Source organism: Cupriavidus alkaliphilus (genome assembly GCF_900094595.1).
GTDB lineage: Bacteria > Pseudomonadota > Gammaproteobacteria > Burkholderiales > Burkholderiaceae > Cupriavidus > Cupriavidus alkaliphilus.
In genome coordinates this window covers 137,987-152,001 of sequence record NZ_FMAD01000011.1, presented here as the reverse complement: position 1 = coordinate 152,001, position 14,015 = coordinate 137,987, and the positions used below count along the sequence as shown (strand labels likewise).

The 14,015-nt window shown below is 67.8% G+C and carries 9 protein-coding genes; 5 read left to right on the top strand and 4 right to left on the bottom strand.

Translation table 11 applies throughout. The features are described 5' to 3' along the window. Positions 1-21 precede the first annotated feature (21 nt). Together GA0116996_RS21915 and GA0116996_RS21910 are read left to right on the top strand one after the other, a co-directional pair. On the top strand, positions 22-3,492 hold the full coding sequence (locus tag GA0116996_RS21915; protein ID WP_092315801.1) for an adenylate/guanylate cyclase domain-containing protein: 3,471 nt from the start codon (positions 22-24) through the stop codon (positions 3,490-3,492). Further along, the gene (locus GA0116996_RS21910) at positions 3,489-4,130 is read left to right on the top strand and encodes an HD domain-containing protein (RefSeq protein WP_092315799.1); all 642 of its coding nucleotides are present in this window, start codon (positions 3,489-3,491) and stop codon (positions 4,128-4,130) included. The genes GA0116996_RS21915 and GA0116996_RS21910 overlap by 4 nt, the downstream gene beginning before the upstream one ends. Here GA0116996_RS21910 and GA0116996_RS21905 read toward each other — a convergent pair. The 3 genes from GA0116996_RS21905 to GA0116996_RS21895 all read right to left on the bottom strand — a co-directional run bounded on the left by GA0116996_RS21905 (position 4,111) and on the right by GA0116996_RS21895 (position 7,938). Next, positions 4,111-5,142 carry a patatin-like phospholipase family protein gene (locus GA0116996_RS21905; RefSeq protein ID WP_092315797.1) on the bottom strand — a complete coding sequence of 344 codons (1,032 nt, stop codon included), beginning with the start codon at positions 5,140-5,142 and terminating at the stop codon, positions 4,111-4,113. The genes GA0116996_RS21910 and GA0116996_RS21905 overlap by 20 nt on opposite strands. A 169-nt stretch (positions 5,143-5,311) precedes the next feature. After that, entirely contained in the window at positions 5,312-7,456 is a 2,145-nt protein-coding gene (locus tag GA0116996_RS21900) for a xanthine dehydrogenase family protein molybdopterin-binding subunit (protein ID WP_092315795.1), read from the bottom strand. Then, complete coding sequence (locus GA0116996_RS21895) at positions 7,453-7,938, bottom strand: (2Fe-2S)-binding protein (protein ID WP_092315793.1); 486 nt, start codon at positions 7,936-7,938, stop codon at positions 7,453-7,455. Before GA0116996_RS21895 ends, GA0116996_RS21900 begins: the two co-directional genes overlap by 4 nt. A gap of 143 nt (positions 7,939-8,081) precedes the next feature. On the opposite strand from GA0116996_RS21895, the gene GA0116996_RS21890 reads away from it, so the two are divergent. From GA0116996_RS21890 to GA0116996_RS21880, 3 genes are all read left to right on the top strand, one after another. After that, positions 8,082-8,951 carry a LysR substrate-binding domain-containing protein gene (locus GA0116996_RS21890; protein ID WP_244159945.1) on the top strand — a complete coding sequence of 290 codons (870 nt, stop codon included), beginning with the start codon at positions 8,082-8,084 and terminating at the stop codon, positions 8,949-8,951. Between the two features lie 468 nt (positions 8,952-9,419). After that, on the top strand, positions 9,420-10,472 hold the full coding sequence (locus GA0116996_RS21885; protein WP_092315789.1) for a glycosyltransferase family 2 protein: 1,053 nt from the start codon (positions 9,420-9,422) through the stop codon (positions 10,470-10,472). 159 nt (positions 10,473-10,631) lie between these two features. Continuing rightward, complete coding sequence (locus GA0116996_RS21880; RefSeq protein WP_141693758.1) at positions 10,632-12,380, top strand: mannosyltransferase family protein; 1,749 nt, start codon at positions 10,632-10,634, stop codon at positions 12,378-12,380. A gap of 127 nt (positions 12,381-12,507) precedes the next feature. Here the strand turns inward: GA0116996_RS21880 and GA0116996_RS21875 are convergent, their stop codons facing one another. Continuing rightward, positions 12,508-14,010 (bottom strand): M81 family metallopeptidase, encoded by a 1,503-nt coding sequence (locus tag GA0116996_RS21875; protein ID WP_092315785.1) that lies wholly within the window; start codon positions 14,008-14,010, stop codon positions 12,508-12,510. Between the last annotated feature and the right edge of the window lie 5 nt (positions 14,011-14,015).

The following is a 14,015-nucleotide window of genomic DNA, read 5'->3' as shown; positions in this document are numbered from 1 at the left end:
CAACGACGGCCGGGAGGCGAAATGCGCTGCAGCCAATGCGGCTTCGGCAACCTTGCTGGCGCCAACTTCTGTGAGGCGTGCGGGGCACGGCTTGCCCGCGTGTGCCCGCAATGCGGCGCGGAGGCCACCGCGGCGGCGCGGTTCTGCCGCGTCTGCGGCGTCGGCCTGCCCGACGCGCCCGCCACGACTGCGCCTGCGCCCGCCGCGCCGCGCCAGGACAGCCCGGCGCCGGTCCACTATACCCCGCCGCACCTGGCCGGGCGCATCCTGGCCGAGCAGGCGGCAATGGAAGCCCGCGGCGAGACCGCCGGCGAGCGCAAGACCATTACCGCGCTGTTTGCCGACATGGCCGGCTCCACCGCGCTGACCCAGGACCTGGACCCGGAGGACGCACGCCGGCTGATCGATCCGGTGGTGACGCTGATGATGGAAGCGGTCCACCACTACGAGGGCTACGTCGCCAAGTTCCTCGGCGACGGCATCCTGGCGCTGTTCGGCGCGCCCATCGCCCACGAGGACCACGCGCTGCGCGCGCTGTACGCGGCGCTGCGCATGCAGGATGCGATGCACCGGCACAGCGACCGCGTGCGCCTGGAGCAAGGCATTCCGCTGCAGGTCCGCATCGGCATCCATACCGGCGAGGTGGTGGTGCGCTCGATCCGCAAGGACGACCTGCACACCGACTACGATCCGGTCGGGCACACCATCCATATCGCCTCGCGCATGGAAGGGATCGCCACGCCGGCGTCGATCCTGGTCAGCGAGTCGACCCACAAGCTGACCGAAGGCTATTTCGAGTTCACGGCACTGGGCACCACCAGCGTCAAGGGCGTGCGCGAGCCGCTGGCGGTGTACGAGGTGATCGGCCCGGGAGCCTTGCGCACGCGGCTGCAGGTGGCCGCGCACCGCGGCCTGGCGCGCTTTGTCGGGCGCCAGGACGAACTTGCGCACCTGAACGCGGCGCTGGAGCAGGCCAAGGCCGGCCACGGTCGCATCGTCGCCGTGGTCGGCGAGGCCGGGGTCGGCAAGTCGCGGCTGTTCCATGAATTCAAGGTCAGGTCGCAGCAAGGCTGCCTGGCGCTGGAGACGTTCTCGGTCTCGCACGGCAAGGCCTTTGCCTACCTGCCGCTGATCGAGATGCTGAAGAACTATTTCCAGATCACCGCGCACGACGGCGACCGCAGCTGCCGCGAGAAGCTGACCGGCAGGCTGCTGACGCTGGACCGCTCGCTGGAAGAGCACCTGCCCTACCTGCTCTACCTGCTCGGCGTGGTCGAGCCCGACTCGCAGCTGCCGACCATGGATCCGGCCCTGCGGCGCCAGCGCACCTTCGAGGCGATTGCGCGGCTGCTGGTCCGCGAAAGCCAGAACCAGCCGCTGGAAGTCATCTTCGAAGACCTGCAATGGCTGGACGGCGAGACCGAGGCCTTCCTCAACATGCTGGTCGACCACGTGCCCGGCGCGCGCATCGTGCTGCTGGTGAACTACCGGCCGGAGTACAGCCACCGCTGGGAAGCGGGCGCGCATTACTCGCAGCTGCGCCTGCAGCCGCTGGGACAGGCCGAGGCGCAGGAGCTGCTGACCGCGCTGCTCGGCGACGACCCGAGCCTGGCGCCGCTGAAGCGGCTGATCCTCGACAAGACCGAAGGCAATCCCTTCTTCATGGAGGAAGTGGTCCAGACCCTGGCCGAGGAAGGCGCGCTGCTGGGCCAGCCGGGCAGCTACCGCATCGAGAAGGCGCCGGCGCTGCTGCACATCCCGACCACCGTGCAGGGGGTGCTGGCGGCCCGTATCGACCGGCTGCCGCTGGCGCAGAAGGAGCTGCTGCAGACCCTCGCCGTGATCGGCAAGGAGTTTCCGCTGGGCCTGGTGCTGCGCGTCACCGGCCTGCCCGAAGAGCGCCTGCATCCGCTGCTGCGCGACCTGCAGGGCGCCGACTTCATCTACGAACGCCCCGCCTTCCCCGAGGTCGAGTACGCCTTCAAGCACGCGCTGACCCAGGAAGTGGCCGGCAGCTCGCTGCTGACCGAGCGCCGCAGCGCCCTGCATGAAAGCTCGGCGCAGGCGATCGAGGCGATGTTCCACGGCCGGCTCAAGGACTACTGCAGCGAACTGGCCCACCACTACAGCCACAGCGGCAATGTGCCGAAGGCGGTCGAGTACCTGCACTGCGCCGGCCAGCAGGCGCTGCAGCGCTCAGCGCAGGAAGAAGCGATCCGGCACCTGAGCGAGGCCATTGCCCTGCTCAAGCGCCAGCCCGACAGCGGCGAGCGCGCGCGCCTGGAGCTGACGCTGCTGCTGACGCTGGGGCCCGCGCTGATCGCGGCGCGGGGCCAGGCCTCGCCCGAGGTCGAGGCCAATTACCGGCGCGCGATGTCGCTGTGCGAGCAAGGGCGGCAGACACCCTATGTGTTCTCGGCGCAGCTGGGCATGTGGGCGTTCTACCAACTGCGCGCGCAATACCAGGTGTCGCTGCCGCTGGCGCGGCGCCTGCTGGCGCTGGCTACCGAGTCGCAGAAGCCCAAGCAGCTGGCCGAAGGCCACCGCGCGCTGGGCGCCACGCTGTTCCGCCTGGGCCTGCTGGAAGAAGCGCGCGCGCATATGGAGGCCGTGCTGGCGGTGCCGCACCCGGAGCACTCCGCCTATGACTTCCTGACTGGCTACGGCCGCGACCCGATGGTCCATGCCACCAGCACGCTGGCCTGGATCCTGTGGTACCAGGGCTTTGCCGACCAGGCCCTCGCGCGCAGCCGCGAGGCGCTGGCGCTGGCCCGCGCGCGCCCGGATGCCTACAACCTGGCGCTGTGCCTGGTGTTCGCGGCGGAACAGTACCGCTGGCGCCGCGATCCCGCGCAGGCCAGGGAGTATGCCGAAGCCGCCATTGCCATTTCGGGCGAACAGGGCTTCCCGATCTACCTGGCCTGGGGCACCGTGCTGCAGGGCTGGGCGCTGTCCGATCAGGGCAGCCACGAGGAAGGCATTGCGCGGATGCGCCGCGGCCTCACGGCTTACGAGGCCACCGGCGGCGAACTCGGCATGCCGAACCTGCTGGCGATGCTGGCCGAGGCCTGCGGCAAGGCCGGCCAGCCAGCCGCCGCGCTGGACGTGCTGACGCGTGCGCAGGCCATGATTGAAGAAACCGGCGAGCGGCTCGATGAGGCCGGGGTCTATCGGCTGCGCGGCGACTTGCTGCTGCAGCTGGCCGCGCCCGATGCCGGTGCCGCCGCCAGCCATGAAGCCGAGGCCTGTTTCCAGCGCGCGCTGGCGGTCGCGCACGGCCAGGGCGCCAGGCCGCTGGAACTGCAGGCCGCGCTCAGCCTGGCGCGGCTGTGGCAACGCCAGGGCAAGCGCGACGCCGCGCGCGAAGCGCTGGCGCGCATCCACGGCAGCTTCAGCGAGGGCACCGATGGCGCCGACTGGCAGGAGGCGCGGGCCCTGCTTGCCGAGCTTGCCGACGACACGGCCCGCGACACGGGTCCGGCGCGCGCATGACTACCGCCGCCGCCAGCCCGCTGCAAGAGCGCTTTGTCGCGCTCTGGACGCTGGCGGGCGGCACCCGCGCAGCGGACGCGTATGCCGACCTGGCGCGCTGCTACGGCGAGCCGACCCGGCACTACCACACCCTGGACCATGTGCGCCGCTGCCTGCACGACCTCGACTGGGCGCGCAGCGCGATACCGGATCCCGCCGACGTGGAACTGGCGCTGTGGTGCCATGACGTCATCTACGTGCCCGGCGCCGCCGACAATGAAGCGCGCAGCGCGGCGTGGCTGCAGCAGTGGTCCGCCGGCACGGTCGCCGCCGCCGGGCGCGTCGCCACGCTGATCCTGGAAACCACCCACGCCGACGTGCCCGCCAGCCTGGCCGGGCGCTTCACCGCCGACATCGACCTGGCCGCGCTGGGATACAGCCGCGCGCGCTTCCAGGACAACGGCGCGCGCCTGCGCGCGGAGCGCACCGACCTGGACGATGCCGCCTATGACGCCGCCGAGCGGGCCTTCCTGCAGCGCCTGCTTGACAGTCCCCGCATCTATGCCACCGACCTGTTCCGGTCGCGCTACGAGGCGCAGGCGCGTGCCAATCTGTCCTGGCGGCTGGCCCAGCCGGCGACTACAGGAATTCGCCGGTGATATCGACACTGGAGCGCTGGCCTACGCAGTCATAGTTGCGATCCAGCCAGAGCGTGGCGGCCTGCCGGCCCTGGTCGCGCAGCGTGCACAGGAAGTCCCAGTCGGCGTTGTACTTGGTCGAGACCCCGAGCGCGGCCATGGTTTCGTCCGAGCGGATCGAATGGATCCACATCTCCTTCATCTCGTTGCGGTCGATCTTGCCCTGCTGGATCAGCGTGGTGACGAAGCCGATCGCGCGCATCTCGCGCATCAATGACGAGTTGAAACTGACCTCGTTGACCCGGTTCAGGATCTCCGCCGCCGTGGTCGGCACGCCGCGGCGCACGATCGGGTTGATGTGGACGATCACGACATCGTGGGTCTCGCAGTGATAGATCAGCGGAAAGATCGCCGGGTTGCCGACGTAGCCGCCGTCCCAGTAATGGTGGCCGTCGATGCTGACCGCCTGGAACAGCGTGGGCACGCAGGCCGAGGCCAGCACCGCGTCGACGCTCAGCTCTTCCTGCGCGAAGATGCGGATGCGGCTGGTCTCGATATTGGTCGCGCACAGGTACAGGCGGATCGGGCAATGCGCGCGCAGCGCCGCGAAATCCACCTGGCCGAGCAGCACGTCGCGCAGCGGATTGGCATTGCCCGGGTTGAACTGGTACGGCGACAGCAGCCGCAGCGTGATGTCGGCCATGGCGTACAGCGGCGAATGGTTCAGCCCCAGCGTATGGCTGCCCTTGAACCACGGCAGCCAGCGCAACGGGTTGAAGCGCTGCGCCGAGTGCGCGATGGCCTCCCAGAAGTCATGCAGAGCCTGGCGCGCGCCGTCGCTGCCGCCCTGCATCAGGCCATAGGCCAGCACCGTGCCGTTCATCGCGCCGGCGCTGGTGGCGCTGACGCCCTCGATCACCAGCCGGCCGTCTTCCAGCAGGCGGTCCAGCACGCCCCAGGTAAATGCGCCGTGCATGCCGCCGCCTTGCAAGGCCAGCGCCACGGGCTTGGCTTGGACAGGCTCGGGCGGCATAGGCGTGTTCCCCTGGGCGGCGACAAGGCGCCATGCTCCAGTGTAGGGAAGAACCGCGCCCGGGGCGTAGGGCACCGTGCGTGGTATGACACACAGCGCGGCGCCGCTACGTCATGATGGTCCCCGTGATCGTGGCAGCGGCATCACTTGCGGACGTGCCCGCACCCCGCTATGCCAGTTCGAACCCGTGCCGCGCCAGCGGCAGCGAGCGCAGCCGCTGGCCAGTCGCGGCAAACAGCGCATTGGCCAGCGCCGGCGCCAGCGTCGGCACCGCCGACTCTCCCACGCCGCCGATGCGCTCGCCACTGGGCGCCAGCACCGCCTCGAAGCGCGGCGTCTGCGCCAGCCGCAACAGCGGATAGTCGTGGAAGTTGGATTGCTGCACGCGCCCGTCGGCAATGGTGATGGCGCCAGTCATGGCCGCGCTCAGGCCCCAGATGCTGGCGCCCTCCAGCTGGCGCTCGACCGTCGCCGGGTTGATCACCGTGCCGCAGTCGATGGCATTGACGACGCGGTGCAGCGTGATGCGCTGGCCCTGCACCGACAGTTCCACCACCGTCGCGCACAGCGAACCCCACGCCTGCGACAGCGCCACGCCGTGGCAGCGCCCTGCCGGCGCGCTGCCCCAGCCGACGTGCTGCGCCAGGCGCTGCAGCAAGCGCGCCGGACGCGGACGGTCGGCCAGCAGCTTCAGCCGGAACTGCAGCGGATCGGCTTTGGCGTGATGGGCCAGTTCGTCGATGAAGCTCTCGGCGAAGAAGGTGTTCTGCGTATAACCCACGCCGCGCCAGAACCCCACCGGCACGGCAGTATTGACCATCGCATGGCGCACCGCCACGTGGGGCAGCGCGTAAGGCAGGTCCACCACCCCTTCGACCGATTTCGGGTCGACCCCGCCCTTGACCCGGTCCGGGAAATTGCGGACATAGATCGACGAGCAGGCCAGGCGCGCATCCAGCGCGCGGATGCCGGCCGCGTCCGGTGCCAGCACCGCGCTGAAGCGCGCCGCCGCCGCGGGCCGGTAGAAATCGTGCTGGATGTCTTCCTCGCGCGACCAGATCAGCTTGACCGGCTGCCCCGCCGCCTTCGATGCCAGCGCGGCCTGGACAAAGACATCGAACTCCTCGCGCCGGCCGAAGCCGCCACCGACGAAGGTGCCGTGCACGGCGATGCGTTCGGCAGGCAGCCCGAGCGCGCCCGACAGCCGCTGCGCGATCTCGCCGCAGACCTGGGTCGGACCCCAGATCTCGGCGCCGTCGGCACGCACATCGGCGGTGGCGTTCATCGGCTCCATGGTGGCGTGGGCGAGGTATGGCACCTCGTATTCGGCGGTGTAGGCCTGCCCTTCCTGCAGCTGCGCGTCCGGGTCGCCGTGGCGCAGCGCCACCGCCGAGGCATGGCGCGCGGCATCGCGGTAACCGGCCATCAGCGCCGCGTCGCCGGCCAGCTTGCCTTGCGGCAACTGCCATTCGGGCTGCAGCGCGGCCAGGCCCTTGCGCGCGGTCCAGTAGCTGTCGGCCAGCACCACCACGGCATCGTCCAGCGGCACCACGCGCCGCACGCCGCGCAGCGCCAGCGCCGGCCGGGCATCGACCCGGCGCAGCGTGCCGCCGAAGGCCGGGCACGCCATCACCGAACCCACCAGCATGCGCGGCACCCTGACGTCGACGCCGAACACCGCGGCGCCGCGCGTCTTCAGCGGAACGTCGAGCCGGTCCGTCGGGCGGCCCAGCAGCTTCCAGTCGCGCGGTTCCTTCAGCGCCACGCTGGCCGGGCGTGGCAGCGTGGCAGCGCGCGCGGCGAGCGCACCGTAGCCCAGCGTGCGCCCGCTGGGCTCGTGCCGCACCACGCCCTGCACGGCACGGCATTGCGCCACCGGCACGCTCCAGCTTTGCGCGGCGGCCTCGCGCAGCATCTCGCGCGCGGTGGCGCCGATGCGGCGCAGCGGCTCGAACGACCAGCGCGCCGAGGTGCTGCTGGCGGTCGCCTGGACCTTGAACATGCGGTTGTTGTAGACCGGGTCGGTCGGTGCAAGCTCAGCCCGCACCTGGCGCCAGTCGCACTCGAGCTCTTCGGCGATCAGCATGGGTGCGGAGGTCATCACGCCCTGCCCCAGCTCGGCCGATGGCACCATGATGGTCACGCCGCCGTCGGCATCGATGCGCAGCCAGGCGTTGACGTCGTCCGGATCGCGCGCGGGCGCGCGCGCCTCGGCGGCCTTCGCCAGCGGCAGGTGAAAGCCCAGCACCAGCGCCGCGGGCATGGCGCCGGCGGCTTGCAGGAAACGGCGGCGGCTTGTGTGGAGATGGCTCACGATGACGCCCTCGCCTTGGGATCGCCCGCGTTCTGCGCGGTGGCCGCGCGCAGGATGGCGCGTTCGATGCGCGGATAGGTGCCGCAGCGGCACAGGTTGGTGATGCCGGCGCGGATATCCTCCGTGCGCGGCGACGGGTTGTCCTTCAGCCAGGCGCAAGCCGCCATGATCATGCCCGACTGGCAATAGCCGCACTGCGGCACCTGCTCGGCAATCCACGCACGCTGGACGGGGTGCGAATTGTCGGCCGACAATCCTTCGATGGTAGTGATGTCGGCGCGCGCTACGCTGCCGACAGGCGTGATGCAGGCGCGCGCCGCCTTGCCGTCGACATGCACGGTGCAGGCGCCGCACAGGCCGGCACCGCAGCCGAACTTGGTGCCGGTATAGCCCAGGTAATCGCGCAGCACCCACAGCAGGGGCATGTCGCGTTCGGCCTCGACGGCGTGGCGCTTGCCGTTGATCTTCAACTGCAATTTCATGGGGGTCTCCTCGTTGCGCACCGGCTTCGGGGGGCCGGTTCGGTTGCGGCCCAGTATCCGGCGCGCGGCATGGCGGGACAATCGACTTGTTTTGCCATCACCTGTGAGGCAAGATCACAGCCATGATCCGCAGGCTCCCCTCGATGCAAGTGCTCCAGGCCTTTGCCGCGACCGCGCGCACGGGCAGCATGACGCGCGCCGCCGATGCGCTGTGCGTAACGCATGGCGCCATCAGCCGGCATATCCGTGCGCTGGAGTCACAGCTGGGCTGCACCCTGTTCCTGCGTGCCGGCCGGCAACTGGAGCTGACCGCCACCGGGCGCGAACTGGCCGACGACCTCGACCGCGCCTTGCGCGCGGTGGAACTGTCTCTGGCCGGCGCAGCCGCGCGGCGCGCGCGCGAACGCCAGTCGCTGCATGTCAATGTCAGCCCCGAACTGGCCGGCGCCTGGCTGGTGCCCAAGCTGCCGCAATTGCGCGAGGCGCTGCCTGGCCTCGACCTGTCCATCGCCGCCAGCACCGAAGACCCCGACTTTGCCCGTTCCGACCTGGACGTCAGCCTGCGCTACGGGCCCGCGCCGTTCACCGGCTACCAGTGCCTGAAGCTGCTGGACGACGACATCATCGTGGTATGCAGCCCAGGCTTCGCCCAGCGGCACGCCGGCATGACCGCGGCCGACGCCGCGCACCTGCCGCGGCTGCGGCACGCACGCTTCCGCTGGTCGCAGTGGGGCGCGGCCGCGGGCGTGGCGCTGGACGAGCCCGAGGACGGCATCGTGTTCGACTGTCGGGCACTGCTGATCGAAGCCGCGGCCAACGGGATGGGGCTGGCGCTCACGCGAGGCTTGCTGGCACGCGAAGCGATCGCCGCGGGGCGACTGGTGCAGCCGCTGGCGGACAGTTTTCCGGCCAGCCATAACTGCTACATCGTATGGCGTGGGGATAATCCCAAGCAGGGGCTGATTCGAGGGTTCGCGGAGTGGTTGCGGGGGGTGGCGGAGGGGGGTAAGTAGGACTGCCTGCCGGCTAATGCAACCGCTGCAACGATCACGGTGCATGAATAGGGTCCGCCGGCCAGCGCGGTCCGTCAGCAATCATCGAGCCCGTAAAGCCATCGTATGCTGCGGCGCTGCGCACGCACCGGGTGCTGACCAAGTATTCCGCCATCAGTTGAAGTTCTCTCGTAGACGTTCTGGCGAGTCGACGCTCCGCTCCAGTCAAGACATGCACACGAAATGACTTTCGCAGTCGCGAAGTTCGCGCAACTCGCCTTTGGGGATGTCAATGCCGTGCTGTAGAGATTGCGCGTGTCGATAACGCCTTCGGCGCTTGATGGATTGTGACGCCCGTCACGAAACCTAGCTCCACGCGCCCTAAACTAGCCCTTCCATAAAGGAGACATTCGGCGCGGCCGGTGCGCTTTCCATCCGGACTTCAAGCGCTACGGCTCGACGCTCTGATGGAAACAATAGCGAGATGGCATGACTTACTCTGGATACGGGTCCCTAGCCGTTGTGATCCCTGTCTACAACGAAGAAGCCGTCGTTCGGGAGTTTCACGCGCGGTTGTCAGCAACGCTCGATGGCATCGAGTGCTTGCGCACGACCGTCGTTTACGTGAACGACGGAAGCAACGATCACACGCTGGGCATTCTGCTGGCGCTGCGGCAGCAGGATCCGCGCATTGCCATCGTCAACCTGAGCCGCAATTTCGGCAAGGAAATCGCCCTGTCAGCCGGATTGGACCATGCGGACGCCGATGCTGTCATTGTCATCGATGCTGACCTGCAGGATCCGCCAGAACTGATCCCCGAGTTTCTTCGGCTGTGGCAAGCGGGCAACGATGTGGTGTATGGCCAGCGCGTCAGCCGGAGGGGCGAAACACGACTGAAGAAGGCCACGGCATACCTGTTCTATCGGGTCATTCAATCCCTGAGCCGCGTCCACATTCCGGAGGACACCGGAGATTTCAGGTTGTTGAGCCGACGCGCTGTGGAAGCGCTGCGGTCCCTGCGCGAACAGCATCGTTACATGAAGGGGCTGTTCTCCTGGATCGGCTATTCGCAGGTCGCACTGCGCTATGAGCGCGCTCCACGGTCCGCGGGCGCATCAAAGTTCAATTACCCGCGGCTCTGGGCCTTCGCTTTGGAAGGAATCACGTCGTTCTCGATTACCCCGCTGAAGATCGCTACCTACGTGGGCCTGTTGATTGCCGCATTGGCGTTTATCGGCGCCGCTCTCGTGTTCTACAAAGCCCTGGTCTACGGCGATCCGGTTCGCGGCTATCCCTCGCTCATGGTGACGAATCTCTTCCTGTCCGGGGTCCAGCTGATCGGAATTGGCGTGCTGGGGGAGTATCTCGGCAGGATGTTCAACGAGAGCAAGAATCGGCCACTGTATTTCGTCGACGAGCATATCCCGGCCGGCAGGGCCGACGAGCCCAGGACGCTGGCGATAATCGTTCCAGACGCTGGAAGCACAACAGGACTGGACCATGAGGCGCGGCCGGCGGTCAGGATTGGTGGCGGCAGCTAGCAGGTGGCGTCCGAACTGCAGGATACCTGCCGAAGCTGGCGGCAGATGCCTGGCGCTCGTGCTCGGTGGGACGCCTCCGCTGTGCCGCGCACGGTCCCTGCCTAGGGTCTGCCCCTGACACGGAACGCGTCTCCGCACAGCGCTGTCGCGGCCGAGCCCATGAGCCTCTTCCCCCGTCTTTTTTCTCCTCTCTCCGGCTTGTGGCAGAGAGGCTGGGGTGAGGGCCGGGCGATCCTCAAGTCGACCGCACCAGTCGGCGCGGACCAACATCATCCCTGGGAATTGTTGATGAACCAGTTCTATGTCGCGGTGTTTCGACCGTTGCTTCTCCCTTTTCGCAAGCTCGCGGGCAATTCTGCCGCTGGCCAATCGGATACCGTTCCGGGGACAAGGGCGGCGCACCATACTGCCACGGCAATCGCCCTTGCCACGGTCGTTCTTTGCTGGTTTCTTGGCCGTGGCCTCGTTTTCGGAACGCTGGCTAACGTGGAGCAACTGACCGGACACTATGCCGCAACGGCGTTTACCTGGGCGAGCCCGGCATCCCATATCAAGCCGGCACTCCTGGCTGATGCCGGCGCCTTGGAGCTGACCGGTCGCGCACCGCATGACCAGCGCTGGACCATCGGCTGCAGCAACGCTTTCGAACTAGTCGTTGAGCGGCCGGCCGGCCTTTTTCGCCAACTGGTTCCCGTGACACCCGATTGTGGAGTTTACGGACTCTCCATCCGTTCTGACTGGTCAATGGTTCCCGGTGACGGAACCGGCGGCCGCGATCCGCGCCAGCTTTCCTTCCAGCTCTTCGATATCCGTACCAGCGCTGGACCAATACCCCTAACGCAGCTCGTCGAGCAATCCTCCGGGTTCTTTGCAGTCGAGAAATTCGACTTCGGCACCTCCGCAGAGCATGTTCTTACCTCCCGCTGGGACGCAGACTGGTACCGGCGCATTGCCAGCGCTGGCTACCACTACGACGGGGATAGCGGCCGCCAGCAAAGCGTCGCATGGCCGTTCCTGTATCCCATGATCGTGAAGGCATTGGCTGCCCTGCTTGGCAAAACGGTAACAACTACACTACTGGCGTTCAATGCCGCATGCTTGTTGCTCTCAATGGTTCTGTTGTTCGTCATCGGACGCGCAGCCGGGCTCGACGCCGGTCCGGCGCTCATTGCGCCAGCGTGGCTGGTGTTCAATCCGTTCGCCTTCTTTCTCGTAGGCGGCTTTTCCGAATCGCTATTCCTGCTGCTCGAATGTGCGGTCGTATTGTCGCTTCTATATCGGCGTTACTGGATAGCGGCCGCAGCCATTGCGTTGCTGACTGCAACGCGGTTTGTGGGATTGTTGGCCGTGGTTTGGCTGATTCACGGCATCTGGTCCGACAAGGCGTCGAGCCCGCGCAAGCGAGTCCTCCGATCCGTTGCCGTGGCTGGAATCGCCTCCCTTGGCATAGTTGGCGACATGGCCGTCAAGTGGATGCAAACCGGCTTTCCCCTTGCTGCCTTCACGGTGCGGAAAGCCTGGCAGGTGACTCCGTCAGCCCAGTGGCTTGGCACACTCGACGTAGGGCGATTGTTTGAGGGCGATTACCTGGCGGTTGTCTTCCTGGTGCTGGTCGTCTTCCTGTATTGCATCGCTGCCCTCTGCAAGGCCATCCAGCAGTCTTGTCATGCGGCGGTCCTGCTGATTGGCGCCGGCGTGACGCTGGTGGGCGGAACACTTCTGCTCAATCCGGAACTGCACTCGGTAGGGCGATACTTATTGCCCTTGGCGCCATCTATCGTGGGCGTGCTAGTGCTCGACCGCGCCCACGGTAAGCTGCTTGCCTGTTTGGGTGTCATCATGGCGGCTGGAGCAGGAGCCATGCCTTTCATCGTGCAGCGCATCGCCATGGGCTGGCCGCCGTATTGACGGCTGGTCCGAGTACAGGCGGACAAGTTCCCCTGTGCAGTTGATTTTGGGGAAACGGTATCAGCGGAGTCGGAGAAGGCGAAATCCGCTGCACTACGCCCGCTTTCGCCTTCTCCTGATCGCCGCTTCACAAACAGTCTTTGCCCGCCCAGTCAGCACCATCATCGAGCGGATAAACCGGCCTGCTGACCCGCCGGAACGGAAAACGCTCGTAGCGCGAACTGGTTACGCCCTCCCCGTCGCACTCCACCACCGCCCTGGCGATCGGCACGAACACCGGCCGGCAATACATGCGCGACTTCAGCAGCAGGAACTTCGCCCGATGGGGATCGATGCCGATATGGGTGAAGATCCCCAGGTCCCAGTGCTCTTGCGGGGTCTCGGTTACGATCACCTGCGCCGCGCCGATATCGAGCAAGGCGGTGCGCCCCATGCGGATGCGTTGTCCGGTGTAGGTCGGCCCGGTGATGGTGTACTCGCCGTCGCTGATTGCGGCGACCGTGCCGGTCAGCGGCCTGGCCTGCGGATAGACCTCCAGCTGCGGCAAGGGCACCTTGTCGCCGACGGGCAGCGTGATGCTGGCGCCGACGCCGGCGTCGACCAGCGCTGCGACCGCCTCAGGGTCGCACACGGGTCCGACCGCGATGCCCGTCAGTCCCTGCGCCAGCGCTTCGTGCAGCACCGCCATGTTGTCGCAAGTGCCGCCGGACATGCAGTTGTCGCCATGGTCGAGCAGCAGCACGGGGCCGGCGTCCGCATGGTGCGCACTGTCGGCCAGCTGCGCGGCGCGCGTGATGGAGGTGGCCAGCGGCTCTGCCTGGTAGCCAAAGGCGTCGCGCTCGACCCACGCCTGCGCGGCGATCCGGCTGGCGACCTCGTCGGCCCTGGCCTGGTCGCCGTCGCCGACCACGATCACGCTCAGGCATGGCGCGGCGATGTCGGCCAGGCCGAAGCCGGCCAGCACCGACACCGCCAGCATGCCATCCCGCTCGGCCTCGCGCGCCAGCGCCACAGCGCGCTGCATGGCGCCTTCGTCGGTGCGGCTGCGCAGGGTGTGGGTGATCAGCGGCGGGCGCCGCCACGCCATGACCGGGCGAACGCGTCCCGCGACCATGTCGAGCAGCAGCCGGCCCGCGTGCTCGCCGGTTTCATACATGTCCACGTGCGGGTAGGTCTTGAAGCTGACCGCGATGTCGGCGTGGTCGACCAGCGCCTGCGTGATGTTGCCGTGCAGGTCCAGCGCGACCGCGACCGGCGCGTGCGGCAGCACGGCGCGCAGGCGGCGCAGCAGGTCGCCCTCGCCGTCGTCGCTGTTCTCGGCCACCATCGCGCCATGCAGATCGAGCATCACCGCGTCGCAGCCGTCGGCGGCGGCGATGATGGTGTCGCACAGGTGCGTATAAGCATCGGCGGCGACGCGTCCGCTCGGGTTGGCCGCGGCGATCACGGGCACCACGATTTCGGCGCCGGCGGCCTCGGCCAGGTCGATGAAGGCGGCGGCGGCGGTGCGCGTGCCCTTGGCGGCGCGATAGGCGGCGTCGCCATAGGCCGGAGCGAACGCCGCCAGCGGCGTGGGCACCGGTGAAAAGGTATTGGTCTCGTGATTGAGTCGTGCAATCAGGATCTTCATCGGGC

What these genes read in the sequence shown, in the direction of transcription:
- GA0116996_RS21915 (WP_092315801.1), top strand. Translation starts at nt 22, where the DNA reads ATGCGCTGCAGCCAATGCGGCTTCGGCAACCTTGCTGGCGCCAACTTC.
- GA0116996_RS21910 (WP_092315799.1), top strand. Translation starts at nt 3,489, where the DNA reads ATGACTACCGCCGCCGCCAGCCCGCTGCAAGAGCGCTTTGTCGCGCTC.
- GA0116996_RS21905 (WP_092315797.1), bottom strand. Translation starts at nt 5,142, where the DNA reads ATGCCGCCCGAGCCTGTCCAAGCCAAGCCCGTGGCGCTGGCCTTGCAA.
- GA0116996_RS21895 (WP_092315793.1), bottom strand. Translation starts at nt 7,938, where the DNA reads ATGAAATTGCAGTTGAAGATCAACGGCAAGCGCCACGCCGTCGAGGCC.
- GA0116996_RS21890 (WP_244159945.1), top strand. Translation starts at nt 8,082, where the DNA reads ATGCAAGTGCTCCAGGCCTTTGCCGCGACCGCGCGCACGGGCAGCATG.
- GA0116996_RS21885 (WP_092315789.1), top strand. Translation starts at nt 9,420, where the DNA reads ATGACTTACTCTGGATACGGGTCCCTAGCCGTTGTGATCCCTGTCTAC.
- GA0116996_RS21880 (WP_141693758.1), top strand. Translation starts at nt 10,632, where the DNA reads ATGAGCCTCTTCCCCCGTCTTTTTTCTCCTCTCTCCGGCTTGTGGCAG.
- GA0116996_RS21875 (WP_092315785.1), bottom strand. Translation starts at nt 14,010, where the DNA reads ATGAAGATCCTGATTGCACGACTCAATCACGAGACCAATACCTTTTCA.